The organism is Sutcliffiella sp. FSL R7-0096 (assembly GCF_038595065.1).
Lineage (GTDB): Bacteria > Bacillota > Bacilli > Bacillales > Bacillaceae_I > Sutcliffiella_A.
In genome coordinates this window covers 461,401-486,807 of record NZ_CP152003.1, presented here as the reverse complement: position 1 = coordinate 486,807, position 25,407 = coordinate 461,401, and the positions used below count along the sequence as shown (strand labels likewise).

The 25,407-nt window shown below is 39.8% G+C and carries 21 protein-coding genes and 1 riboswitch; of the genes, 4 read left to right on the top strand and 17 right to left on the bottom strand.

What is annotated here, in order from left to right; translation table 11 throughout:
- On the bottom strand, nucleotides 1-1,215 hold the full coding sequence (locus MKY77_RS02675) for a DUF58 domain-containing protein (protein ID WP_339148708.1): 1,215 nt from the start codon (nucleotides 1,213-1,215) through the stop codon (nucleotides 1-3).
- Nucleotides 1,215-2,168 carry a MoxR family ATPase gene (locus MKY77_RS02670; RefSeq protein ID WP_339148707.1) on the bottom strand — a complete coding sequence of 318 codons (954 nt, stop codon included), beginning with the start codon at nucleotides 2,166-2,168 and terminating at the stop codon, nucleotides 1,215-1,217. The genes MKY77_RS02675 and MKY77_RS02670 overlap by 1 nt, the downstream gene beginning before the upstream one ends.
- 387 nt (nucleotides 2,169-2,555) lie before the next feature.
- On the opposite strand from MKY77_RS02670, the gene MKY77_RS02665 reads away from it, so the two are divergent.
- Nucleotides 2,556-3,245, top strand: coding sequence for a Na-translocating system protein MpsC family protein (locus MKY77_RS02665; RefSeq protein ID WP_339148706.1), 690 nt, complete (start codon nucleotides 2,556-2,558; stop codon nucleotides 3,243-3,245).
- Nucleotides 3,246-3,423: 178 nt separating this feature from the next.
- A complete protein-coding gene (locus MKY77_RS02660) occupies nucleotides 3,424-3,825 on the top strand; it encodes an anti-sigma regulatory factor (RefSeq protein ID WP_339148704.1) in 402 nt (133 codons plus the stop codon).
- Between the two features lie 257 nt (nucleotides 3,826-4,082).
- Here the strand turns inward: MKY77_RS02660 and MKY77_RS02655 are convergent, their stop codons facing one another.
- The 11 genes from MKY77_RS02655 to MKY77_RS02605 all read right to left on the bottom strand — a co-directional run bounded on the left by MKY77_RS02655 (nucleotide 4,083) and on the right by MKY77_RS02605 (nucleotide 14,202).
- Nucleotides 4,083-4,451, bottom strand: coding sequence for a VOC family protein (locus MKY77_RS02655; protein ID WP_339148702.1), 369 nt, complete (start codon nucleotides 4,449-4,451; stop codon nucleotides 4,083-4,085).
- A 329-nt stretch (nucleotides 4,452-4,780) separates the two neighbouring features.
- Nucleotides 4,781-4,981 (bottom strand): hypothetical protein, encoded by a 201-nt coding sequence (locus MKY77_RS02650; RefSeq protein ID WP_339148700.1) that lies wholly within the window; start codon nucleotides 4,979-4,981, stop codon nucleotides 4,781-4,783.
- Between the two features lie 214 nt (nucleotides 4,982-5,195).
- Complete coding sequence (locus tag MKY77_RS02645; RefSeq protein WP_339148698.1) at nucleotides 5,196-7,772, bottom strand: FtsX-like permease family protein; 2,577 nt, start codon at nucleotides 7,770-7,772, stop codon at nucleotides 5,196-5,198.
- Complete coding sequence (locus MKY77_RS02640; protein ID WP_339148696.1) at nucleotides 7,769-8,452, bottom strand: ABC transporter ATP-binding protein; 684 nt, start codon at nucleotides 8,450-8,452, stop codon at nucleotides 7,769-7,771. The genes MKY77_RS02645 and MKY77_RS02640 overlap by 4 nt, the downstream gene beginning before the upstream one ends.
- Before the next feature lie 135 nt (nucleotides 8,453-8,587).
- On the bottom strand, nucleotides 8,588-9,595 hold the full coding sequence (locus tag MKY77_RS02635) for a HAMP domain-containing sensor histidine kinase (protein WP_339148694.1): 1,008 nt from the start codon (nucleotides 9,593-9,595) through the stop codon (nucleotides 8,588-8,590).
- 1 nt (nucleotide 9,596) lies between these two features.
- Entirely contained in the window at nucleotides 9,597-10,283 is a 687-nt protein-coding gene (locus MKY77_RS02630; RefSeq protein WP_339148692.1) for a response regulator transcription factor, read from the bottom strand.
- 231 nt (nucleotides 10,284-10,514) lie between these two features.
- Nucleotides 10,515-11,555 carry a DUF3231 family protein gene (locus MKY77_RS02625; RefSeq protein ID WP_339148691.1) on the bottom strand — a complete coding sequence of 347 codons (1,041 nt, stop codon included), beginning with the start codon at nucleotides 11,553-11,555 and terminating at the stop codon, nucleotides 10,515-10,517.
- A gap of 548 nt (nucleotides 11,556-12,103) precedes the next feature.
- Nucleotides 12,104-12,292 carry a hypothetical protein gene (locus tag MKY77_RS02620; protein ID WP_339148689.1) on the bottom strand — a complete coding sequence of 63 codons (189 nt, stop codon included), beginning with the start codon at nucleotides 12,290-12,292 and terminating at the stop codon, nucleotides 12,104-12,106.
- Nucleotides 12,293-12,543: 251 nt separating this feature from the next.
- On the bottom strand, nucleotides 12,544-12,972 hold the full coding sequence (locus tag MKY77_RS02615; RefSeq protein ID WP_342515638.1) for a hypothetical protein: 429 nt from the start codon (nucleotides 12,970-12,972) through the stop codon (nucleotides 12,544-12,546).
- 52 nt (nucleotides 12,973-13,024) lie between these two features.
- The gene (locus MKY77_RS02610) at nucleotides 13,025-13,552 is read right to left on the bottom strand and encodes a hypothetical protein (protein WP_339148687.1); all 528 of its coding nucleotides are present in this window, start codon (nucleotides 13,550-13,552) and stop codon (nucleotides 13,025-13,027) included.
- 98 nt (nucleotides 13,553-13,650) lie between these two features.
- On the bottom strand, nucleotides 13,651-14,202 hold the full coding sequence (locus tag MKY77_RS02605) for an HD domain-containing protein (protein WP_339148686.1): 552 nt from the start codon (nucleotides 14,200-14,202) through the stop codon (nucleotides 13,651-13,653).
- Nucleotides 14,203-14,599: 397 nt separating this feature from the next.
- Nucleotides 14,600-14,699: riboswitch (purine riboswitch) on the top strand.
- 81 nt (nucleotides 14,700-14,780) lie between these two features.
- On the opposite strand from MKY77_RS02605, the gene guaC reads away from it, so the two are divergent.
- Entirely contained in the window at nucleotides 14,781-15,764 is a 984-nt protein-coding gene (gene guaC / locus MKY77_RS02600; RefSeq protein WP_339148684.1) for a GMP reductase, read from the top strand.
- 34 nt (nucleotides 15,765-15,798) lie between these two features.
- On the opposite strand, the gene MKY77_RS02595 is transcribed toward guaC, so the two are convergent.
- The 4 genes from MKY77_RS02595 to MKY77_RS02580 all read right to left on the bottom strand — a co-directional run bounded on the left by MKY77_RS02595 (nucleotide 15,799) and on the right by MKY77_RS02580 (nucleotide 23,130).
- Complete coding sequence (locus MKY77_RS02595; protein WP_339148682.1) at nucleotides 15,799-17,043, bottom strand: helix-turn-helix transcriptional regulator; 1,245 nt, start codon at nucleotides 17,041-17,043, stop codon at nucleotides 15,799-15,801.
- Nucleotides 17,044-17,175: 132 nt separating this feature from the next.
- Complete coding sequence (locus MKY77_RS02590; RefSeq protein ID WP_339148680.1) at nucleotides 17,176-21,411, bottom strand: S8 family serine peptidase; 4,236 nt, start codon at nucleotides 21,409-21,411, stop codon at nucleotides 17,176-17,178.
- A gap of 364 nt (nucleotides 21,412-21,775) precedes the next feature.
- Nucleotides 21,776-22,633, bottom strand: a complete 858-nt coding sequence (locus tag MKY77_RS02585; RefSeq protein ID WP_339148678.1) for a DUF3298 domain-containing protein — start codon at nucleotides 22,631-22,633, stop codon at nucleotides 21,776-21,778.
- Nucleotides 22,633-23,130: a sigma-70 family RNA polymerase sigma factor gene (locus tag MKY77_RS02580; protein WP_339148676.1), complete on the bottom strand. Its 498-nt coding sequence runs from the start codon at nucleotides 23,128-23,130 to the stop codon at nucleotides 22,633-22,635. Before MKY77_RS02580 ends, MKY77_RS02585 begins: the two co-directional genes overlap by 1 nt.
- Nucleotides 23,131-23,468: 338 nt before the next feature.
- Between MKY77_RS02580 and MKY77_RS02575 the strand changes: the two genes are divergently transcribed.
- On the top strand, nucleotides 23,469-25,376 hold the full coding sequence (locus tag MKY77_RS02575; protein WP_339148674.1) for an acyltransferase family protein: 1,908 nt from the start codon (nucleotides 23,469-23,471) through the stop codon (nucleotides 25,374-25,376).
- Nucleotides 25,377-25,407: the final 31 nt, after the last annotated feature.

Sequence of the window (25,407 nt, the reverse complement as noted above, 5' to 3'; positions counted from 1 at the left end):
TTAACTCACCTCACTTATGACATCAGCCGCAGGTTTACTCGGATAGACCGTCTTCACAAAAATATTACGGCGCTTTAATAAGTCCATATAGGCCAACTCTTCTTTTGTCACGCGAACTCCTACATCCTTTGTTAGATGCACTTCCAAATGAAGATGGCGGGAAGAGAGCTTTTCGAAACTTTCCACCATTCCTTTTGTGAGCTTCCCTGTAAGGAAAACAAAGGTCACTGTCGGCTGGAATTTCCCTATCTCCATTTCTATCACTTTGGAAAAGTCCCTCTTGCTATTCGGCTGGATTTTTGCCAGGTGATAATAGATTTCCGCAAATTGCTCCTCGCCGCTCCGCAAGGAAAAAATAGACCTGTCTTCCCCGACCGACACAAGGCCGACCTGTGAACCATATTTAAGGATCGCCTTTGTTAACGCAGCACTGTAACTGACCGCACTTTCAAAAGAAGCAGATTGAGACCGGTCAAGAAACAGCATGACATCATGCGATTGTTGCTGTTCAAATTCTTTTGTCATAATATCGTTACGGCGCGCAGTCGCCTTCCAATCGATCCAGGAAAAGCGATCGCCAGGCTGATACTCCCTGACTCCGACTGTCATGGACGTATCACGCACCATTTTCATCCTGGAGGAGGTGGATCCCTGATCAAACTTATTCTCATGCTGCCTGTAAGTCATCTCCACATAGTTCGGATAAACAAGGAAATGGCGGTCCAGCTCTATCATTCTCTCTTTCTCCACAAGCCCGAGGAAATCACCGGTCACAAGACGGATCCCAGTCAAAGTATGCTCCCCACGCGGAAGGCGATCGAGCGCATACTGAATGGTGACGGTGCTTTTAAACCAAGGAAATAGGATCCGCTTCGCCTGCTTTGTCTGCTGACAGAATAATAGATTGTTTGGCAACACTTCCTCCACTAGAAGGTAAGCGAGTGGAACCGGTACAGTACGCCTTAGTGTAATCGTTCCGACAAGGCGGTCACCCGCCCGATACTTTTCCTGATTAATGGTCCTTGTCACTTCGAAATCTTGTAGCGGATAGACCATAACCAAAAAAGCATACAATGCAAATGGCAGGAAACTGATGAACAGGAACCAACTGACAAAGCCCCCTTGGAACATGGCATACACGAAGGTGATCACCACAAGCAGCAGAAAGGAAATCAACTTCCAGACTTTTTTGGCTTTCTGAAAAAATACCTTCATTATCTGCTCATCGACCTTTGTACAGGGACCGGCGTTCGATCAATGACCTTTTTGACCACTTGCTCGGCTGTCATCCCTTCAAATTTCGCTTCCGATTTCAAAATGATCCTGTGCGGCAATACGTATGGAGCCAAGTATTGAATGTCATCCGGCAGCACATAATCCCTGCCATGAATGAAAGCATAGGCTTGCGCCGCCTTCATCAATGCAACGGAACCACGAGGGCTTGCACCAAGGTAGACGGATTGATGGGTGCGGGTGCGGTTGACCATATCCACAATATATTCCTTGACTGTCACATCCACATGTACACCCTTTACTTGCCTCTGCATTTCCTGAAGTTCCTCTAAGGTAATGACGGATTGCAGCTCATTGATCGGTTGCTTCTTTTCCGTGCTATGTAAAATATTCACTTCATCCTGAGGCGATGGGTAACCCATGTTCATCTTGAAAAGGAAACGGTCTAGCTGCGCCTCTGGTAATGGATAGGTTCCTTCATATTCAATCGGATTCTGTGTCGCCATGACAAAGAATGGACTACCTAAAGAAAGCGTATTCCCATCCACCGTCACACTGCCCTCTTCCATTCCCTCTAGCAAGGCTGCCTGCGTTTTCGGCGACGTACGATTTATCTCATCGGCAAGTACGATGTTTCCCATGATCGGCCCTGGCCTGAATTCAAACTTCAATTCCTTGGGGTTGTAGATGGAGCTTCCCGTTACATCAGAAGGCAAAAGGTCCGGAGTAAACTGAATGCGCTTGAAATTCGCACCTACCGATTTTGCCAAGGAACGTACCATCAATGTCTTCCCCACTCCCGGCACATCCTCGAGCAACACGTGTCCTCCCGCAAGTAATGCGACAATGCTGAGTTCTGCCACATGCTCCTTCCCAATCATGACATTACCGATATTATCTAATATACGCTTGACCTGAAGCTGTGAAGTTTCCATGAATTGTACCCCCTAGATACTCTATGTTCTGAAGATTTTTTTATCGACAATTTTCTCCTACCTAACCTACACTATATTCGCTTTTCTGGCATAAAAACCCTTTAATTAATGGGTAAATAGTTTCAATTTTCCCTATTTATAGAATAACAAAAAAAAGAGACCGATGGATACTAATCGCACTCAGGGAAATTTATGAAGAGGTTTTCGATTAAAAAGCCAATATCAAGAAGGTTTTTCGTCATTTTTGTAGAATTATATACTTAAAGAGGGTTTAACTATTAAATGTACCCCATTATTTTCACGGGTAAACTTATTAAATTTCTACTACAACCCTTAACATTGATAGAGAACTCGGGGCAAAATCCCTGTTCTTAAAGGGATGGGACGATGGAAGTTAAAGTGCAGCAGTCAGAATTATCAAGTGAAATTGGAAGATTACTCAGAAAGCATTTCGGAAAAGGTCCGGAATCGATATTCGTCACCATCGCTTCACCCTATGTCATCATCTATCTGCGTCAATTCCTATCTCCCATAGAAAATATGTTGCTAGAAGACGACCACACTCTGACGGTCGAGGAAATACGTGATAAAATGATGCGTAAATTAAATAATAAAATTATAGAAACCATTCATTCCGTCACCGGACTACCAATCAAAGAATTTTACTATGACTGGTCGTTCCAAAACGGATCTGGCCTTTTGGTCGGAGTCGTAGAAAAGGCAGAGAAGTTTTTTGAATACAACTACCCCAATCGATGTGAAGTAGAAACCCTCGTCGCCAAAATCAGTGCAGAAGCAGAGAAGCATCCGGATGTTACATATTCTCATATGCTGAATGAACGAACTTTTGTTGTTATCAGAGAAGGCATTCTCGTAAAAATAGAAGAGCAACTCATTGAACTTGGGTTTGAAGAAGCATTAACACTTGCCAAACGGAAACTGGAGAAAAAACTACTTTTCCAAGAAAAAGCATTATTCCAGTATCACCTGCAAAAAGATATTACAGAGATTTTTGTAAGCTGGGACTTCATTCTGGACAAGAGCATCATCGTGTTCATCTTGTCCCCCAAAAAATAATAACCGGCAGTAATGAGCTAGGCATGGAACTAGACGTAAGCCAAAGAGAAGGCGGTAATGAACCCACCCTCTCTTTGGCTTTTTTTATTAAGCTCTATTCACCCAAAAAAAAGCAACTTATGGGCAGCTTACCTCTCCGCTTATGGCAAAACAGCTTTACCCTAGGAGGGACGAACCGATGGAAATTAAACACCAACTTACCATCAAAGACGAGAAAGATATAATCATAGTCAGAAGACTTGGACGCGAAATTGCAACCAATCTTGGATTCAGCTATATAGATCAGGTCCGAATCACCACCGCAATCTCCGAGCTCGCACGAAACGTCATTAACTATGCCGGGGCAGGCACCATTTCCATTGAGGTAATACATAAGTATACACCTGGTTTAAGTGTGGTAGTAAGTGATAACGGACCAGGCATCACCAGTATCGGCAAAGCAATGGAAGACGGCTACTCCACCTCCAACAGCCTAGGGGCGGGTTTACCTGGGGTGAAAAGGATGATGGATGAGTTTTTAATAGATTCCGTATTGGAACAAGGAACGAGAATCGAGGTGGTAAAGTGGTTGAGAGCGTAGTGGGACAGGTTCCTCGACCCCTTTCCACCCACTTTCACTTCTATAATTTTACTTCCACTTGAAGGAAACACATATCCCCCATCAATCATTATTTTGCTATACTATGCAAAAATAGTCGATATTTATCGCCCTAATTCTAGCCCCATTATTACAAGACCACATTTTAATTTAATCAAACGTTGGTTTAAAAATTACTATATTAAACACACACCCTGGTTTTTACCGGGCATGTGCTAAAAGAATTTCATATCATAAAATTATAGCCACTCCAAAAACTCCAACCTGTTTCCAAATGGATCACTCACATAAATTCTATTGGCCCCCGGCAAGTTGTCATCCACTTTGTAGTCCACTCCATGTGAGCTCAAATGGCTTTTCAACTTTTCAATTACGAGTACTTCAAAGGCAGGATGCGCTTTTCTAGCCGGTGAAAAAGGCTCTTCCACCCCTAAGTGAAGATGTACCGCTCCTAACGTAAACCAAGCACCGCCCCTTTTTCGAAGTGGTTCAGGCTTTTCCATTTCTTCAAATCCTAAAATGTCACCATAAAATCTGCGGGCTTTCTCCTCCAGACCCTTTGGCATCGCAAGCTGAACATGGTCAATTTTGTTGATGGTAAACGACATAGAAACCCCTCCTGAGTTGTTAGAATATACTTCCATCTTACTCAAGAGGGGTCATAATAGAAATGACTGTTATTTTATGAAGATCTATAAGCTTTTCTTATAAGGACGGTTGTTTTTCAAGATAATTCTTCATCCCGATCCTCTATCTTTACATAGCGAGCAGATAAATAAAATGTTCCCCGTGCTGTCAGCATGAGATAATGAATCAGTCTTAGTTTTCATCAAAACGGTAAATCCTCCTCCTCATACCAGTCTTCAGAAACAACCGGTTTTTCCTGCTTTTTGGGGGTTAGGACCTTCCCAAACTTCTCCTCATATAAATCACGGATTTAAACCTTAACTGGCGCCTTCCATTTCTGATTTGGTCCAGGGGTATTTTTCATTAAACTCTTTGGTGCCATTCCCAACTCCTTGGCCATTTGTATATCACTCGCATTTAACCGGCATCTCTTTTTAGCCTCTGCCCAAGCTTGCGTATTCTTATAGTCGCTTCTTTCACCAATTTTAAAAAATCCCTCCATACCATTCAACAGTAGAGCCACCCACTTTTAACTTTATAAGACTATTTCACAATAGTATGCAGAAATAGTCGATGTATAGCGAACTATTTTAAACCGCGTCAAAACAATAGTGAAATATCAATTAATCAAACGTTTGTTCAAAAAATGCTACATAGGAATAGTTTTATTACCTATCCTCTGCACAACAAAAAAATGAGCCGGTTTAACCGACTCACCTAATATCTCATATATTCTCTTGCTTCAATCCGTCGATGATGTTTTCTTTCTTGATTTTCGATATGGAATATAGCATGGCCGAGCTGACGATTATGAAGATGGCAGCTATCACAAAAAGGATGTCCAGCCACGGTAGGGTAAAGCCGTATTGGAATGTTTCGTTTACAGAGCGATGTATCAGATACATGACAACGAAGCTGATCGGCAAGCCAAATAGCAGGGCATTCACTCCGTAGAAAATGCTTTCGTAATTGATCATTTTGTTAAAGCCTTTCGGGGTCATTCCGACAGACTTCAGCATTGCAAATTCCCTTTTTCGTAAGGTAATGCTGGTGGAAATGGTATTAAAGATATTGGCAATGGAAATCAAAGAAATCAATGCAATGAATCCATAGGTGAATACCGATAAGAACATGATCATTTGTTGTTCCCGCTCTCTGTTTTGGAAGACGTTATATATATACATGGAAGAGGGGACGACTTCTTCGAGTGCTTCCTGCGTCTTCATGGGATCACTGCTATTCATGTAAAGGAATAATTGCACCTCATTACGCGCCTTCTCATTGAGGATGGCATCCAAGGTTTCCATCGGTACGACTATATCCAAGCCGCCAATCCTTGCTGTATTGGTTCCCATAGGGAGCTCATCTGTCAGTGCACCGACTTCAAGTTCCGCAAGCGCGGTATGCTCGTTTGTTTCATAATCGGTAAATTGAAGCTCGATTCTCTCACCGGGTTTAGTGTTGATTGATTTCGTTTCCACAAACTTGGATGCTTCGTAATCCTGGAAAGATATTTTTTCAATAATGATGGCCTTCGGTTCTTCTAAATCCTGGTAGGTTTTTGGGTCCGTACCGACTTTAGCAGCATAATCTTGAAAACTGCTTTCACTCAACCCATATACATTGACGTAATATGGATATCTGCCTTCTTGAAGTTCGATATTTTCTTTTTCGATAACAGCGATCAATTCTTTGGTGAATTTATCTTTCTCCATTAATGACGTTAACTGGACCGTCTTTTGGAGACTATAACCGGTTACACCTTCTGTATGAACCAAGGATTCAAGGTCGGAAATTTCTCCGCTGCTTCCTGAAACTAAAATATCAAAATCGGTTCCATTCTGTGACATTTCCACAGACCTGCTCAAATTATTCGTGAAGAAAGATACGGTTAAGAAAAGGATGATGCTGATGACGAGTGAAAAGAGTGTGGCATAGTATCTTTTTTTGTTCCTTTTTACATTTTTCAGTCCGATTTCCGCTTCCAAGCCGAATATTTTTCTGACTAGCTTGGAGGTTTTGACCCCTTTACTTGTCAGCTTAATATCCTGTGTTTGGCGTATCGCATCAATGGCCGAGACTTTGGATGCTTTACGGGCCGGCATGTAAGTGGAAACAAAAATGGTGGCACTTGAGATCAAGCACGCGATCAGGATGGAAGCCGGCGTGACCACCACTTCAAGCTTTTCTGTTGCCCCCAAGGCATCCGCAATGAAAGTGTTGATGAACATAAAGGTGACTGCTATTCCTGCGAGGCCCGCCAAGACACCAATCGGGATACTGATCACCCCAATGACGGCCCCTTCGAAAAAGACCGAATTGCGTTTTTGTTTTTTGGTCGCCCCCACACTTGAAAGCATCCCTAAATGCCTTGCTCGTTCTGAAACACTGATCGCAAAAGCGTTATATATCAGTGATACCGATCCGATGATGATGACAGCAATGATGATGCCCGCCAAGGAATACATAGTGGTATGGAGGTTATCATTATCTGTGATGCCATAATATCGGAGCAATTCATCATTGAAACCCACCCCAACTATATCGTTTTGCTCAGCCAGTTGTTCTGCCTGTTCAAATAGTGATCCATTCAGTTTATTTACAACCACAATGGCATCGACACTCGCCGTTAAATTTTCTTTATCAATATAGTTGATCACTGTGTAGCCAGGTGCCCAGGGCTGCTCCCAAGAGGGCCTTTCAATGGTGCCTACAACGGTGAATGTTGCTGTTGTGTGAATTTCCAAGTTTTCAAGATATCCCTCTTCCCCCCTTTGAACCGAATAGTTCTGCAACAAGGGTTCTGGTTCACCTTCCATTATGCGATTCCCGATTTCAACAGTCATTTCATCGCCGATTTCATAGTGAATCCCTGTGTCTTTCGCAATATGCTCCGACACGACCACTTCGTTCGTTGCTTCAGGAAGGCGTCCACTGCTTAATTCAATTGGAAATTGTTCCAGGCCCTCCTGATTGTATCCTTTAAAAAAGAGATAGGGCTTATCCGTCACCTCATCTCCTTCCAATTTCGCATAGCCCACATCGCTTGCGAGGATCAAACTTTTCGTATTCTCATCTTCCCCGATAGCTTTTATCTGACTGGTGGTGACGTTTTTATATTGAACATGCCACTCCCCATTGTCTGCGATGGACTCTCTTTTCAAAAGATCAAGGAAGGAGACACCAAGCGTTGCGACTGCCGTCACCATCGCAACTGAGATGATCACCCCAATGATGGTCACAAGTGTCCTTCTCTTATTTTTCTTCAGATGCCTCAATGTCAGCTTATTGACGATGTTCATGGACGGATCACCTCATCCTTGGCGACTTTTCCATCATTGATTTCAATCACACGGTCAGCCTGCAGGGCAATCCTTTCATCGTGTGTAATGACGATAAGGGTCTGATTATAGGTTTTATTGAACATTTTCAGAAGCTCCATGATCTCGCCGCTATTTTTGCTGTCGAGATTTCCTGTTGGCTCATCCGCCAGAATGATCGCCGGATTGCTAATCAGTGCCCTGCCGATGGATACACGTTGCTGCTGTCCCCCGGAAAGCTGATTCGGCAAGTGATTCAAGCGATGCGTCAATCCCAAAGTAGAAGAGATCTCCTGGAACTGTTTCTGATCGACCTTATGTTCATCCAACAGCAATGGCAGTGTCATATTCTCTTCCACCGTCAAGATTGGGATCAGATTATAAAACTGATAAATCAATCCGATCTGTCTGCGTCTGAAAATTGCCAGCTGTGTTTCATTCAATTGATAAATATCCGTGTTATCAACCAGCACCTTCCCGCTTGACGGCCTGTCCACACCACCCAGTAAATGAAGCAGCGTTGATTTGCCGGATCCGGATGGACCGATGATCGCGACAAACTCTCCTTTTTTAACCGAAAACGATACATCATCCAAAGCCTTTACCGCTGTATCTCCATTCCCATAAACCTTAGACAGATTTTCTATTTGTAAAATGCTCATAGCATTCCCTCCATATCTTTAAATGTAACCTTAGTATATCTGCCTAAGATGACTATAAAGTGACTTCCATTGTGACAATTTAGTCACTTAAGGGGACAGATCCATGTCCCACAGGACGAACCTATCCCCTTTATGTCAGGTACGCGACTTGTTATAAAACTTGATATGAAACTCGGTCCCTTTTCCTTGTTCGCTTCTGACCTCGATATCCCCCTGCTGGCTGGTGATGATGCTATATGCCATGGCAAGCCCAATTCCAACACTGTCCTCCCCTGCATTTTTCCCTTTATAAAAACGCCTGAAAATATAGGGCAGATCCTCCTTGGGAATTCCACTCCCATTATCCTTCACCTTTATTTCTGTATAAAGAGGGTTTTCAGAGAATGAAATGGATACCTGGCCGCCGACTGAAGTATGCTCCACACAGTTTTTCAAAATATTGATCAATGCCTCTGCTGTCCAGTGATTATCTCCCGTAAAAGTGATAGAGTCGTCCCCTTCCACCAATAAGGATTGTTCCTTAATATCCATTGGAATCAACACCGACTGCACCGCCCTTTCTATAAGCGTGCGTACTGAAACTTTGTCTTTTTTAAAGATGACAGTGCCAGCATCAATTTTGGATAATTTTAAAAGGGAAGACACAAGCCACTCGATTCTTTCCAATTGCACACGGATATTCTGGGTGAATTCAGCACGCTTCGATTCATCCAGCTCATTATCGCTGAGCAAATCGGCCATGACCATCATGGAGGTCAGCGGAGTTTTCAATTGATGCGAGATATCGGAAATCGCATTCGTCAATTTGATTTTATCCTGTTCTAAATAGGAACCCTGTTCTGAGAGCATCAGGGTGACTTTATAGATATCGCTTTTTAAAATGCTCAGTTCTCCCTCATGATTGTCACGGACATCCAATTCATAATCACCATTGCTGATACGGCGTAAATACCCCGAAAGTTTTTCCATTTCGCGGTACCTCCACCTGGTGAAAACCAAACTGCAAGCAATAAGTAGCACGGAGGTTATCAGAACAAGCATTGCTGCAGATATGGAAAGGAAGAAAGCCGCTGCCCCGCTGATTACAGCGCCGATCAAGATCATGATGCTTAAATATAGTTGGATTTCTCTGTTACGCCACATCTCATTGACCTGCCTTGTAGCCCAGGCCACGCACGGTCCGGATGATCACAGGGCTCTGGGGGTTATCCTCCAGCTTTTCCCGCAAACGCTTGATATACACTGTAAGCGTATTGTCATTGACAAAATCCCCCGCCACATCCCATATGCGATCAAGAAGTTGAGCTCTCGTCAGCACCTGCCCGATATGGTTGGCAAATATCATCAACAATCGGTATTCCAATGCGGTCAGCAGTACCTCTTCCCCGTTTTTAAATACCTTGCCCTCCAAAGTATTGATACGGATATTCTCAATATCTATGTAGCTTTTTGCCTGTTCAGGTTGCTTATGATAGCGCCGTAAGACGGACTTGATCCGGGAAAGCAGCTCACGGACCCTGAATGGCTTCGTAATATAATCGTCCGCTCCCATATCAAGCCCCATCACCACATTCACCTCATCATCAAGGGCCGTAAGAAAAATCACTGGTTTGTCCTCACGCTTCTTCACCTGTTCGCAAAGGTCATAGCCACTTCCATCAGGTAAAGATAAATCAAATAAACATAAATCTATCTCATCAAGCTTACTACCAATCGCCGACTCAGCCGACTTGACATCCTGACAAAGAATCGTCTCATAGCCCTCCTGCCGAAGCGAATACTCCAGGCCAGTAGCAATCGTCCTATCGTCCTCCACCAATAACACTCTCATCTTTCAACACCCTAACTATAAGCCTTTTCCTTTATCATATTTTATCCCTCCGTTCCCGTCAAAAGTTGCTTTTTCCATGGTCCAGACAGACATACAAAAAAAGACAGACGAATACCTGTCTTTTTGATACTTTTCTATAGTCCAATTCAGCAATTATCTTTGAGAAAAGAGCCGATGAAAACAGAAATACTGAATTAGTTTCCTATTGTTCAAAATCCGATTGAAAGAGTGCTACTTCCTTTTTTTGATAAGAGCGTTATGGTCAGCCGCCATTGGTGGTTCTTCAAGCCAAGCATGTTTAATGAGGATGTTCGCACCATCTTCCGCATACAAAGCAATTTCTGCAGAAAGTCTTGTATATGTAGCACTTAAATCCATCCTATGGCATGTTCCTGCAGCAGTACCGTAATTTCCTATTCCTACTGCAATCAGTGTAGTTGTATGAAACATCATTAACTTATCGGAAAACGGGGCGACCGTACTATCCATCACGTAAGAATCCCAGCTCATTGGTGCGGGAATATCTTCATTGGTTAAAATTGTACTAAATTTATTCAAATGCTTATTAGAAATTCCCTTTCCTTCTAAAAAGAATTGTTTGGCATCTTCATTCTTACAAACTTGTGCAAACGCCATCATCAATGCTTTCCCCATTGCATTTGTTTGAGTGTTGATAAAAAGATGTGTAATTTCAATAGCAGTTAATGGTCGTTTATGAGAACCTAAGAAATCAAATAAAAAACCTTGTTTATCTACATAATCAATCTTATTCGGAATTGGTATTTGCGATGGCCGGACGTATACACCTTTTGATAACAAAACCACTCTTGACTTTTCGTGTAAATCACAAACGGAATTAAGCAAATTCCTGAAAAAATCACTTACATCAGACCGTGCTGAAACACCAATTGCTACTCCACACCCCGCCATCGCAATTATCTCCAATTTTTGTATATACATAAGTATAAATACGTCGGAAAATAACCTTGGCGCATTCACATTTACATCTTCATCCGTAAAGCCGACTGGTATCGGATGATTTTCTTTAGTGAAAATTTCCGTAATAATTTTGATGTCATTTTCTGCTATATTTAATGAATTTTCTATCAAAGGGAGGATTTCTTTATCTTCACATATACTTTTAAAATATTTCATTACACAAACCGCTAAGCTATCACTTAAATATTGTGTCCAAAGAAAACCAACTTCTGATGCAGTAAGCGGAATGTGATGTTTGGTCAATTCTTTTTTATCCTCATATGGATTTATCATTCTAAGAGTTTCCTCCTTTAGATTGCCTATTGCCTAATCTTGCACAATTTATTTTTATAATGGTATTTAAACCCGAACATTATTCATAATTAATCTAATTCATCGGTGAAGTGAGAAAAGCGTAGGTAATATACTTATTTCAACAATCTACGTTTGCTTGTATCCACTGCCCCAAGTTAAGAAAAGTTTAATTTTAATTCAATCCTGCCACTCCTTAAGCAAGTAGGTCCAGAGAAGAATACTATCTTCACACTCTTTCTAGTGTTGTTCGCATTCCACGACAAGAATAACTTCTGAGTTCTATAAAATACTTATTTAAGAGGGAGTGACCAAATCCGGGGCATGCAACGGATCATATGGCAACTTAAATGGATCTGCGCGGTTCCAAAGATACTCACATGAGCCTTGTAGCACCGTGCCTTTTTAGTACTTAGGAAATTATCCATGCCCTTCCCCCAAAAAACTATAAGTGTTAATTATCCCGAAGGCATGGCAACCGGATGAAAAGTTTGCAAATTAAAAGGTGATGCAGATTTGCACCACCTTGTTTATTTCTTTTCATCCAGTCCATAACGAGCTGTCATTTTTGCACTGAATTCCTTCACAATCCTTCGACAATAAAAAAATTCTCTAAGTGTTTTAGCCTGCTTTATTTGTTGTTTAATGTAGTAATATTCCTCTAATTCTTGGTCAGTTAATGTGCACCCACGCTTGCGAAAAGGGATGATGTCTCCCATCTGGATCACCTCTGAACCAGTATATGCGGTGGATGTGGTAGGAGTGAGATTTTACCCCCATGAGCAAGAACAATCCGTCCCATCAAATATTTTTCTACTATACTATGCAAAAATAGTCGATATTACTCGATGCAATTTTAAGACCGCCATTACAACAAAAAAAGCCAGCTTAATCGAACGTTTGTTTAAAAATTACTATTCATTTTTGTAACTGATTAAAGGATAGAATCCTGCAGTTCAACAAGACCTCGTTATTGAACATTAAGTTTTACTGCGTAATGAACCTTACCTTGGTCCCAGGTAGCAATAATCTCGTATACAATATAACCTTTTTCATCTGTTTTAAAAGTAGCACCTTCAACCTCAACTTCTCTTTCCCTTTGACTATTGTTCCATATATTTACCATAATTTCTTGTGGAGGTTTTGCAAAATCCAATCGGATTTCTGTGCCCAGTTCGGTATCAAATGGATTCACTTGGTTCCCCACTATTCTCGGAGGTATATCTGAGTCAACACTAGTAGTAGTGGCTGTTCCATCACCATTATCTATAGTCCAGCTATACTCTCCAAGAGCTGCAACAACTTCATTACTATTAGAACGGACCACTAATTGAGGTGGTGATTCATTATCCACAACCCCATTCTGTTGATCACAAGCACCTAAGATAATAGCTAACATTAGGAAAAAAACTACTTTCTTCAATTATCTCCATCCTTTTTACTGTCCTATTCTATTTCTTCTTTTCCACCTCTAACCTATACTCGTCCGCTAATTCCGTGAACAGGAATTCGTGCTCTTCAGAAATGGCTCCATATTCTTCGTAAAGCATGTCTCCTTTATCCAACAGGCTTTCGTCTCCATTGTAAAAGCCTTCTGCATAGGTCGAATAGGCTTCTAACAGTTTATTATGAGCCTCAATCAACTTATCATGTGATGGCTGCAACGGCTCCAATGTAAGTACAATCGCCTCTGTATCTGCTACTACTTTTTCAAGTTCAGGAATGGTCGTCTTGACTAAGAATGTGTGAGCTCGTTCCAAGTCCTCTTCTCCAAACACAAATTCATCTGCCGCGATCTCGGCATCCGCAGCAGCTTGGATGACTGGATTGCTAGCCTCAATATAGTCTATGATCTCGTCTTGCGCCTCGGCCTGTTCATTTATTTTATCCACCATTTCGCTACAAGCAGTCAGTACACTTCCTACTACAAATAAACCCACCACTAGCAATAACATTTTTACTTTTTCTATAATTTCCATCTCCTTCCTTTCTCATATTAGCAAGGATTACTAAGAAGATATAGACTTTTTTTCCTTTTTCAGGATAAAAAAAGCCTCCATTAAGGGAGCCTTTCCATTTAGAAATCTATAGAACCAAAAACCCCTTTAACTTCCTCCTCCAATTCACCAATCAACTTAAAGTCTCCCTTTCCAGGAGTTAATGCCTTCACAATGCTTGCATAGTACCAATGTTGCTTCTGCTTCCCACGATTAAATCGCTGCCAAATCATATCCCCATGCTCGACAAGGTCCCTTCTGATGGAGCGTAAATTATGTAACTTATCGGCAACGATCACTTGCAATTCTTCCATGGATGCATTTTTCAATCCATCAATGGTGTGTTGTTTTCTTTCTTCCCATGACAGGCTCTTGTCATTTTCGGAAGCAGCCACAACCAAATCTGCGACACGACCACCGAACTCTTTCACCAGGATTTCATAAGTGGCTTCTGTGTCTTCCAATGTGTCGTGTAAAATACCCGCAGCAACCACTTCTTCCGAACAACCTGCGCCTTGCAACATCATTCCAACTGTAAAAGGGTGTGTGATATATGGTACCTCCGTCCCTTTTCTTGTTTGATTCTTATGTGCCTCTGCTGCGAACATTATGGCTGTCTCCACTAGATTCATATCTTTATCCTCCTCCTTAAGCTCCGCTCCTAATTTATATCAATATACCATTCGAAAATAGTCGATATTTCCCGAACCACTTTTAGGCCCTTTCGTTCAATAACAAAATTCAATTTGATCAAACGTTTGATTAAAAATTACTATTCAATTTATAAGAAAATTATAAGTATAGAGTGCTTCCAAAATCCGGTGCATTCTTTCTGTCTCTTTCTCTAAGTCTAAACTGATTCATAGAAAAAAGACACACGAAACCCCCTAGGATTTCATGCCTATACCATTAGTAAATAACCTTCATTTCAAGTGGCAATATTTAAATCTCCACCTCTTTTTCGATAAAATACGAACATTTTATTATTTACACAACAATAAAGTTCGTTTATAATCAAACTTGTGTTGAAATAACTTATATCGTTTCATTCGTATATTCTTAGAGATATGGTCTAAGAGTTTCTACTAGGAGCCGTAAAATCCTAACTACGAATGGGTAGGATAACTCTGCCCATTTTTAGTCTGGATTTTTTGTTGCGTAAAGATTCATCGAACATTACTTTGAAAATAATTTTTTAGGGGTGTATCTCATGGAAAATGTATTTGATTATGAAGATATTCAATTAGTACCAAATAAATGTGTGGTTAACAGCCGTTCCGAGTGTGATACAACGGTGACACTTGGTGGCCGTCAATTTAAGCTTCCTGTCGTGCCAGCCAATATGCAAACCATCATTGATGAAAAGATTGCCCTTTATCTTGCTGAAAATAATTACTTTTACATCATGCACCGCTTTGAGCCAGAAAAGCGTCAGGCATTCATTGAAAACATGCATGCAAAAGGCCTTTACGCTTCCATCAGTGTAGGAGTGAAAGAAGAAGAATATACATTTGTTGAAGAGCTTGCATCAGCAGCGCTTACTCCAGAATTCATCACAATCGACATTGCCCATGGGCATTCAAATGCTGTCATCAACATGATCCAGCATATCAAAAAGCACCTGCCAGAGAGCTTCGTCATTGCTGGTAACGTTGGTACTCCTGAAGCTGTGCGCGAACTGGAACATGCAGGCGCAGATGCAACAAAAGTCGGGATTGGTCCTGGTAAAGTATGTATCACGAAAATTAAAACTGGTTTTGGAACTGGTGGCTGGCAGTTAGCGGCACTACGTTTATGTGCAAAGGCTGCAAGCAAACCGATCATTGCAGATGGTGGAATCCGTACTCACGGAGATATCGCTAAATCCGTACGTTTCGGGGCAACGATGGTCATGATCGGCTCCCTTTTTGCAGGCCATGAAGAATCACCAGGCGAAACCAGCGAAGTAAACGGAAAGCTAGTCAAAGAATACTTCGGCTCCGCTTCCGAATTCCAAAAAGGCGAAAAGAAGAACGTAGAAGGTAAAAAAATGTACGTCGAGCATAAAGGTTCCTTACAGGATACATTGACTGAAATGGAACAAGACCTTCAATCTTCCATCTCCTACGCTGGAGGAACCACTTTGGACTCCATCCGTCACGTAGATTATGTGATTGTGAAGAACTCTATTTTTAATGGGGATAAGGTGTATTAAACAGGGAAACAGCATAATCTGATTATGCTGTTTTTTATTGTGTTTCTTCCTCATTCTGTTTAAAAAAATGCTTGGTTATATCCAAAGCCTTTTCCGCTTCTCCATTGTTAATGTAAAAATTAAAAAGCTCTTTTTCTGAGCGTTGAACCAAATAGATTAATCCAAATTCCCTAAAGTATGGTAGGCCTTTTGTAGATAAGTAGTTATAATACTCATCTTGTTGATCTTTTATTAGATACATTAAGAGAGTAAAAAGGATAATAAATAGTTCATGATTTATTTCCTTCGCCTTTTTTATTCCCTCACTAGTTAAGCTTTCTAATTGATACCTTGATAATAGTCCCCCTTCGAATAAGCTGCGAATGTATCCTTCATAGGATAATAAGTATTCGCTTGACTTCTGATTCTTTAAATCACATGACTTTTTATAAAGTTCACTTGCTTTAGGATAGTTGTTCCTAATTAAATATTGGAACGCTAAATTATGTAAAAGCTTTGATTTCCTTCTTTTCGCATTACAAATATTGCAGTTTTCAATTAAGCCTTCATATTGTTTTACTGTATCTTCAAAATCATGATGCTTATCAAATTGGAGTTGGACCAACAAAAGCATTTCCGTATCAATAATCTTAAGAATGTTATTGTTGTTCTTAAAATAATGCAATGCTTTGTATGCGTAGTGATAACACATTATTTGAGAGTTTAAATTGTGATACGCGACTGCCAGGTGATAATAATATTCCGGATTATTATACTCATTAGGTGAAATCGTTTTTAGAATATCTATTGCTTTTTGATAATCGCCTCTCGATAAGAAGTACATACCTTTTACATGTTTAAATAGATTCTTCTCATATGTAGAGAAATGGGGTTCTAATTTATGGATGTCTTGAATTGATTCAGAGGCTTTTTCATGGTTATTTTGAATAAGTTCGTACCTTACCTTATGCAAGCTGTATAAATGTTTATAGGTAGAAATTTCTAGTAATAGAGTGTGTTCAAGCTCCTTTTTGATTACATCCATTTCTGGTACTCCTTCTTTCACCATCACCTCAAGCCAACGATCCAGAAGCTTCTTTATGGAGTTATGTATTTCCATTTCCTTTTCCATATTTATTCCCAAACGCTTTGCAATAAGATTTATTGTATATGGGGAACACTCTGTTAATCCTCGTTCAATTTTACTTAAATGAGTGGCAGAACAGATGCCCCGGCCAAGTTGCCCTTGAGTCAGTTTCGCTTTCTCGCGATAAAACTTAATGATTTTCCCCTCGATCATCCAAAAGCCCCCCTTTTCATATCCACTTTAGTTTTTGCTAAATATTTCTTGCGTAATCTATTTATTGCAATTAATTAACAAACCCCACTTTAACGTTAAATCAAAGTGGGATTTATCTCTTATATAAAATACTTATTGTTCTAGTAAATCATCTAATCCTAACTCCTTAAGAATATCTTCAAGTGTTTTGCCACCTTGCTTTTCTTTTGGTACTGATGTACTGTCTACCATTTCATTCACACGCAAATAATTTTGGACGATATATCTCATATCAGTGGCATCAATCGTTCCATCTTGATTGATATCTGCTTTTATCGGTCCATTTCCGGTCTTATTGAAATGATTTTTCAAGAAGAAAGCATCCTTGATATCAATGACTTGGTCACCATTGACATCCCCAGCTAATTGTAATCCGGGATACATTCTTTCTCTTACTCCCAATACATCCCCATTTATTTCTTTACCTACCGTAACTGTCGTGTGGGATTCAAAGTGCCCTGGTATTTTCACCACTACTTTATAGGTCTCTTCAGAAGCTGGGATACCATGAATTTCAAATTCTGATTTTGATGATTTTACGAGTTCACCTTTATATTTTTCTCCATCTGGTGAAATAGCTGTAATTTCAACACCTTTATCATGTAAATCAACATTTACCCAACCTTGTTCATGAAGGAATGCTTCAGGTCCTAAATATCCCCAGACAACAGTATGCTTAGGCACTATTTCTAACTTATCTGTAATAAAGCCTGGGACTTGTACAGCTTCCTTTTCTCCTGCTTTATGGTACTTAGCATCTGTAAAAATAAAAGATGTGAGATAATTATAAAACTCGTCGTTAATGACCTTGAAGGTTACATCCAGAATTGGCATATTACCATCTACCCCGCTTGTTACATCTCCTTCTAAAAATGCACTAAGTGGAATGTGATGCTCCCAAAAATCATGCTCTATTTCTCCCACTTCCACTTTTGTACGTAGATTCTTATCATCGGCGAATTTCTTCAATTCAGGGTTGATTTTGGCATCAACGAATTCATAATAAGAATTTTGGTAGCTAAGTTTAAATTCTCCACCAATGAAATCTTCCACATTATTCATCGTTAATGTAACCGTAACTTCATCACCCAAGTACAGTTCGTTCTTATTAAGATTAGCCGTAGCATATTTTTCGCCTTTTCCTATGAAGTAATATTTATGCATACCGCCTCCTTGATCACCTGCGGTAGCAGCATCAAACCCATAGAAACCAAAGTCTACGTATTGACCCTCTGCAACTTCTTTAGGAGTTACACCAAACTCAAAGCTTCCATCCGCTTCAGGAGTAAAATAATGGGTAGGCCATCCCCAGCCTTTACTATCATAGCCAACAACTGTGTTCAACCCTTGGTCAACAGGACTAAACTGTCCATCAAGATTATTCCTTATTTCCTTTAGTCCTTTTTCTTTCATTAAATCAACGTTTGAATCGTATATTTTTCCATTAAACCATGTGATTCCTTGTTCATCATCCTTGTTATACTCTATTTCATAGACGCCAGGACCCTTTTCCATCGTAATTTTCGGAGCTTGATTATCAATGAATACATGGTCTGATGGTTTGAACGTTTCCCCAAATTCATTCACTCCGATGATTTCTAGTTGATATGCTCCATCAGGTGCTAACACCATTTCCCCACTTATTGGATTTTCTTCATCTCCAGTGAATGGATAGTATGCCCCTCCCCCAAAGACAAAGGGAACTAAAAAGTCGATACCTATTTGATCATTTAAAAAATCTGTATCAATATAGCCAAGATATCCTAAATATTCACCTGTATCCCCATCCTTTACAACTAGATCCATTGTTTCCATCGGACTTCTTAACCCCACATATAAAAATGTAGCTGGAACACTCATATGAGCATGATAATTACTACCATCCGAGGCGAATGCCGGTCGATCGACTGAATAGTTTATTCCTCTATCAGCCACAATTATAGAGAAAGGAATTTGATAGATTTCATGATTGTCTTTGGTATTTGTAAAATGAATATATCCTTCATATGTTCCTGCCTCCGCTGCTGATGGTACTTCGATACTTGCAGAAAATTCCACCTTACTGTTTGCATCCACCGATACCGAGTCACTTACATTAATTGCAACTCCATTTGTCTCTGCATCATTTGCACCTGAAACCTCTGAAGACAATAGTTCTACACTTATATGAAAATCTTTCTTTTCATCACTATCATTTTGCAATTCTATTTTTCTACTATCTGCAATTGCTGAATCTTTTTGTTTGTAATGATATCCAAACGCAATCGCACCTGTGATATCATCGATGATAATCTCATTATTGGCACCATCAAATGATGTCGTCTTGTCCATCACTTGCAGTTTCACTCTTGAATGGACAGCATTTTTTGGATCGACTCTTCCGGCACCGACTTCAAATACACTATAATCTTCGCGTAAATCGTCTGCACTATTCATCAATGCCGTTTTCACATCGAATGGTGAGTAATCAGGATTATGTTGAAGGACAAGTGCAGCTACACCAGCGGCATATGGGGTAGCCATGGATGTTCCAGACAATCTTTCATATGCATACTGGTAATTAGAAGGATCTTCCTTGTCGTGAATAAAGGCCGGTACAGTCGATAAGATACTGACTCCTGGTGCGATGATTTCTGGCTTGATATCATACGTTTTTAAAGCTGGTCCACGAGAACTGAAGTCCGCTAATTTGTCGCCTTCTGTCTTGATCTCGCTGATATCTTTAAATGTAATCTGCTTCTCTTCGGATAAATTATCTTTTAGACTTTGCCCTTCTTTTTTCGTCATCGTGAAAGTAGGAAGATAATCGATTCCTTCACCTAAATAGTTGGAAATTGCTCCGTCAACATTGTTCCATATAATGATTGCACTTGCGCCTGCATTTTTTGCATTTGCAATTTTTTCATTAAAAGAGATGGAACCCCGTTCAATCAACGCTAACTTACCAGAAAAATCTTTCCCATCAAAATCCTCTGCAAAACCTAAACCTGCATCGACTATCTCAAGGGATATATCAGATAAATCGACTATGTTGTCATCAAAATGCTTTCCCATCAATTGAAGATTATATAAATGTTCTCCCGTTTTTCCTTTTGCTGTTGGAATGCTGACAGAAACATCACTGGCACCTACTGTAATAGCTAATGGGGATGTTCCAGGAGAGCCCAACGTATAGTCATTAGGACCAGAATTTCCTGCAGCTACCAGTGCTACTGTTCCTGCGATCATCGCATTATTTAATGCAATGGATGTTGGATAAAGAGGATCATTCACGGCAGCTCCCAAAGATAGGTTAATAATATCCATCCCATCTTGAACCGCCTTATCAATGCCGCTTAATACCGAGCTTGTATACCCTGAACCATAAGGTCCCAACACACGGTAAGCATATAAATCTACTCCGTTCGCAACACCTGTTATCGCATGCATCGAGTCATTTTTTCCTTGTCCTGCAATGATACCGGAAACATGTGTGCCATGTGATGTCCAATATGGGACCCCGTTCCATGTTTCTGGCCATGAGTCAGGATCCAGACCCTGCCACTCTTCATAAGTAGCCTCCATTGGGTCTTCATCATTATCTACAAAGTCATAACCACCTTTGTAAACATCCTCTAAATCTGGGTGGTGATAGTCAATTCCAGTATCTAGAACTCCTACTTTAATCCCTTCCCCATTTATTCCTTCATCATGAAGGCCGTCGACTCCCAAAAAAGGAATACTATCGATCATCTGGGGAGCAATGGATTCTTTTGCTTTTTCAGGAGGAAGTTCCAGCTGCAGCTTTTGATCTACCCAAACAGCTTTAACTTCTGGAAATTCGATGAGCTCCATTACCTCCTTGGCTGGTACTGTCATTGATACACCGTTAAAGGCATCTTTATATTCTTTCAAAATCTTATTTTTTCTAGATGATTTTGATTTGTTCATTTTATCTTTAAAATCTTTATGGGATTTATCAACTTTTTCCTTCGCTTCTTTAAGCCCTAAAGTTTTCGCAGACTTACCTTTAGCTTTCTCTTTTGCCACTTGCACGACTGCTGGGTCTACTTGAAACTGAACGATAATATCTAACTCTTCCTCATTGTTTAGATTTACATCCGATGAAATACGCAATTTAGATAATTCATATGAATATAAGTCCTTAAACTTCGACCTTTGTTCATCGGTTAAATTTGTTAGGATTCCTTCCGCATCAGAAATCCCCATATTATCATTTGATGCCTTTTTCAAGTAATCCAACCCCATTGCCAACGAACTTATTGGAGTCATGCATAAACAATAAATCAATACTAATGATGTGATTATTTTCAAAGCATTAGACTTCACGTCTCTATTCCCCCTTTAAATTATTCCGGCAATCAAACATTCCGCTCCTTTTCTATTTTTTGAAAAGTCTAACTTTTCAATATGAATGGTAGCATGGTGACTATTGCAGTGTAAATCGGGGTTAAAAGGAGGTGATAGACCTTAATCCACACATAATTATTAGTGATTTTTCATCATATTTTCTGCTCTATCGATAGACAAATAGTCAAAAAGCCTCAGCTATAGAGTTGCTGAATTGGGGTTATTAAATTTTCCCCTGGTAAGTATAGGGATTAATAGGTTCCACATCCAGAAGTTAATAGTGTGCTTGGTATACACCAACAAAAAATCAGGGTCCAAACCCTGATTTTTTGTTGGAATTCTGCTATTTAATATATTCTTTACTTACTAATATATCCTCAATGACATCCGTCGGAATGGTAAATTCACAAACACCCATATACCCCGGTGCGACTTCGTATTTATTAAATACGATGACAAGTTTACTTTCATCGTTAATATAAAAGCTTTGATCTTTGGCAATTGTTTTAAAGCCCATTTCCCCTTCCAACCAATAAAACTTGTCAGAGTCGCTTTCCATTTGACTCTTCATCTGTTCCTCGAGATTTTCGTTTATCAGGTTTATATATTCACCATCTTTAAATAAACTCGGTAAGGTGATCAAAAGTTCATTTTTCTTGTCGATCGTATCATAGGTATACTCTGAGTATGAATTAACCGTGCTTACAACATATCTGCCCACAGCAAGAATTTGTTCATTGTCGGTTTTTACGTCATAACCGCTTTCCACACCCAAATGACCTCCACCATTCTCCTTTACTTCCTTCATTTCCGATAGAAAATCACTGTATAGTTTTCTACTTTCTTCTAGGTATTTTTCATTCAAGGTGGATTCGAGTGTTTCATTTTCCATGCTCGTAATGGCAGGTACTTTTATATCCACTTTGGCTGTTCCCTCGTCCACTTTAAATTCCTTAACAGTCAACACCTTAATGAGTGAACCAACCACAGGCATCCTTGATAAGGCATTTGCAAAGCTCGGACTCGCATTAACCACCGTGATGAATACCAGCACCGCTATTCCTACACCAATAATACGCTTCATCCAGCTCCCATTTCTTTTATTTTTTTCCTTGAGGGCTTTTTTTACGATAAAATCCAATTCATCTGGGATAGGTGTATCTTTATATTCTTTTTTCAAATTTCTTAATTTCTTATCCATCAGATTATTTCCTCCTCCGTAATGCTGATGCGCAATAACTTTATTCCCCTATAGAGCCTTGTCTTCACGGTATTAACATTTTCACCGATGATTTCAGCTATTTGATCCAGTTTCATATCTTCAAAATATCGCAGGATAATGACGGTTTTATACTTAACAGGTAATTCCTCCAATGCATTGGATAGATCTATGTCCTTGTATTCGTCCTCATTTCCAAGACTTAGTAGTTCAATAGTTTGATCATCCATAGGAGTTATTTTCTTTTGTCTTCTTAAAAAATCAATGGAAGTACGAATGATGATCGTATAAAGCCAACTTTTAATCGATTCCGCTTTTTGAACTGTTTCAATCGAAATGAGGGCCTTTTTTATTGATTCCTGGATGATATCCAATGCATCCTCTTGATTTTTCACATAACTGAATGCCAACCGATAAAAATCCTCTTTGTGCTCATTTATACAGGTGACAAGTAGTTTTTTCATATGTTTTTTCTTCATTATTTAGATGGCCCCTTTTTGCAAAAATACCTTCTTAAGAAAGCATAAAATCATGCTGATTAATCTTTCGTATGTTAGACGAAGAAACATCCTTAAAAAGTTTCATTCGCACAATCAAAAATGATACCAACCAATTTTATCTCTTTTTAAACAACCATTGTTGAATAGAACAAATATTTTTGTTCTCAAAAAAGTAAATAAATGTAATTTATTTACTTTTGTTTTTTTTGAAACTAAATGATTGGGCGGCCACGTCTATTCATCGGAATGATTTTTTACTCTCCCAAACTATTATTTATTTTCAACATAGGGCAGAACAAAAATTGGAGGAAGAGATTATGAGAGGAAAAGTAGAAAAACGCCGTTATATCCGTGGATTGGATGGGCTTAGAGCTCTAGCGGTATTATTTGTCATTGCATACCATTTTAACTTCAGCTGGGCTAAAGGTGGGTTCCTCGGGGTAAGTATCTTTTTTGTTTTATCAGGTTATTTAATCACATCGATCATCTTACCGGATCATGGAGAGAGGTTTACAATAAATTTGCGTAAGTTTTGGGTCGGGCGGATGCGGCGTCTCCTTCCTGCTGCATATGTCATGATTATGGTTATTATCGTGTGGGTAACGTTATTTGACAAAGAACTTCTTCATACAGTAAGGGGAGATGCAGTCTCTTCTCTACTTTATACAAGCAATTGGTGGTTTATCTTTCATGAAGTTTCCTATTTTGATAGTTTCGGAGCCCCTTCACCATTGAAAAATTTATGGTCTTTAGCTATCGAAGAGCAATTTTATCTCATATGGCCGATTGTGTTGGCAATAGGGCTATATATATTTAAAAAGCAAAGCAAATTTGCGATTTTTGTTTTTGGCGGTGCAATCTTTTCTGCTATATTAATGGGTCTGCTCTATGAACCCATGGCAGACCCCAGTCGTGTCTACTATGGAACGGATACCCGTTCATTTGAATTGCTCATGGGCTGCTGGCTGGCTCTTGTCTGGCCAATGAAGAGACTTTCGTCAAACAAACTTTCTATCAAACATCATCTTACACTGGATATAATAAGTATCCTTTCACTTGCCATCTTCATTTTTTGCTTATTGTTTGTGGATGAATATCAGGAGCTTTTGTACAGAGGAGGCATGTTCCTGATTTGTTTGAATGCTATGATCCTAATCGCTTGCATTTGTCATCCAGCAAGCTTTTTAGGACACTTACTCGCTTGGAAGCCCCTTCGCTGGATAGGTAAAAGATCATACGGTATCTACCTCTGGCACTATCCAGTGATGGTGTTGAGCACGCCAGTTTATCAAATTGGAAATCCTGAATACTGGCTTATAGCGTCCCAACTCATTTTCACATTCATCCTAGCGGAACTATCTTATCGCTTCATTGAAATGCCGATCCAACAACATGGTTTCCGACTATTTTTTCAAAGCCACTTTGTCATCAACAGGATAAAGTGGAGAAGCTCTCCTTTTGCCAGAAAAGCTTTAACAGGGCTCTTTCCTTTAGTCTTTCTTGTGTTTGTTATCGGGATCACAGGTCTATTTATTGATGAAGAACAAAAGGATGCAATGGTTTCCTACCCAGCTACTGTAAAAATTAATGACGGAGAATCTTTAGGTAAAAACGACGAGAACAAGGAGATCAAGGAATCTGAAATAAATCCATCCGATCAAGTTATTGACGAAGTATATAAACCTGAAATCGACGAAGAAATATCACAAAAGGAGATAATGAATACAAATGATGAGCCTCTACATCAACCGTATACGGGGATACTTGCCATTGGTGATTCCGTAATGATTGATTTGGCTGCCAGCTTGCAAAAAATATTTCCAAACATCACAATAGATGCAGAAATTGGAAGACAAGTTTCACAAGCGGTCAAATTGGCCCCCAGCTATGCAGATTTCAATCATCCTGAAAAAGCAGTCATTATTCATCTAGGAACAAACGGCTATTTTACCGAACATCAAATCGACACATTACTCAATTCTTTCTCAGAGGCTCAAATTTATTTAATTAACACACGTGTTCCTCGCCCATGGGAAGGAAAAGTAAATCAGGCATTCTATAAAAAAGCCCAAGAATATGAGAATGTGAAGTTGGTTGATTGGCATTCCGAAGCTATTGATCACCCAGAATATTTTGTAGCAGACGGTGTCCATTTATTGCCCAAAGGAATAGAAGCCTTAACTGACCTTATTCACCACTCTCTCACTAAGATAACTTTACAATAATGTCTTTTTAAATTTAATACTAATAATCAAA

What these genes read in the sequence shown, in the direction of transcription:
- MKY77_RS02675 (WP_339148708.1), bottom strand. Translation starts at nt 1,215, where the DNA reads ATGAAGGTATTTTTTCAGAAAGCCAAAAAAGTCTGGAAGTTGATTTCC.
- MKY77_RS02670 (WP_339148707.1), bottom strand. Translation starts at nt 2,168, where the DNA reads ATGGAAACTTCACAGCTTCAGGTCAAGCGTATATTAGATAATATCGGT.
- MKY77_RS02665 (WP_339148706.1), top strand. Translation starts at nt 2,556, where the DNA reads ATGGAAGTTAAAGTGCAGCAGTCAGAATTATCAAGTGAAATTGGAAGA.
- MKY77_RS02660 (WP_339148704.1), top strand. Translation starts at nt 3,424, where the DNA reads ATGGAAATTAAACACCAACTTACCATCAAAGACGAGAAAGATATAATC.
- MKY77_RS02655 (WP_339148702.1), bottom strand. Translation starts at nt 4,451, where the DNA reads ATGTCGTTTACCATCAACAAAATTGACCATGTTCAGCTTGCGATGCCA.
- MKY77_RS02645 (WP_339148698.1), bottom strand. Translation starts at nt 7,772, where the DNA reads ATGAACATCGTCAATAAGCTGACATTGAGGCATCTGAAGAAAAATAAG.
- MKY77_RS02640 (WP_339148696.1), bottom strand. Translation starts at nt 8,452, where the DNA reads ATGAGCATTTTACAAATAGAAAATCTGTCTAAGGTTTATGGGAATGGA.
- MKY77_RS02635 (WP_339148694.1), bottom strand. Translation starts at nt 9,595, where the DNA reads ATGTGGCGTAACAGAGAAATCCAACTATATTTAAGCATCATGATCTTG.
- MKY77_RS02630 (WP_339148692.1), bottom strand. Translation starts at nt 10,283, where the DNA reads ATGAGAGTGTTATTGGTGGAGGACGATAGGACGATTGCTACTGGCCTG.
- MKY77_RS02625 (WP_339148691.1), bottom strand. Translation starts at nt 11,555, where the DNA reads ATGATAAATCCATATGAGGATAAAAAAGAATTGACCAAACATCACATT.
- MKY77_RS02620 (WP_339148689.1), bottom strand. Translation starts at nt 12,292, where the DNA reads ATGGGAGACATCATCCCTTTTCGCAAGCGTGGGTGCACATTAACTGAC.
- MKY77_RS02615 (WP_342515638.1), bottom strand. Translation starts at nt 12,972, where the DNA reads ATGTTAGCTATTATCTTAGGTGCTTGTGATCAACAGAATGGGGTTGTG.
- MKY77_RS02610 (WP_339148687.1), bottom strand. Translation starts at nt 13,552, where the DNA reads ATGGAAATTATAGAAAAAGTAAAAATGTTATTGCTAGTGGTGGGTTTA.
- MKY77_RS02605 (WP_339148686.1), bottom strand. Translation starts at nt 14,202, where the DNA reads ATGAATCTAGTGGAGACAGCCATAATGTTCGCAGCAGAGGCACATAAG.
- guaC (WP_339148684.1), top strand. Translation starts at nt 14,781, where the DNA reads ATGGAAAATGTATTTGATTATGAAGATATTCAATTAGTACCAAATAAA.
- MKY77_RS02595 (WP_339148682.1), bottom strand. Translation starts at nt 17,043, where the DNA reads ATGATCGAGGGGAAAATCATTAAGTTTTATCGCGAGAAAGCGAAACTG.
- MKY77_RS02585 (WP_339148678.1), bottom strand. Translation starts at nt 22,633, where the DNA reads ATGGATAAGAAATTAAGAAATTTGAAAAAAGAATATAAAGATACACCT.
- MKY77_RS02580 (WP_339148676.1), bottom strand. Translation starts at nt 23,130, where the DNA reads ATGAAGAAAAAACATATGAAAAAACTACTTGTCACCTGTATAAATGAG.
- MKY77_RS02575 (WP_339148674.1), top strand. Translation starts at nt 23,469, where the DNA reads ATGAGAGGAAAAGTAGAAAAACGCCGTTATATCCGTGGATTGGATGGG.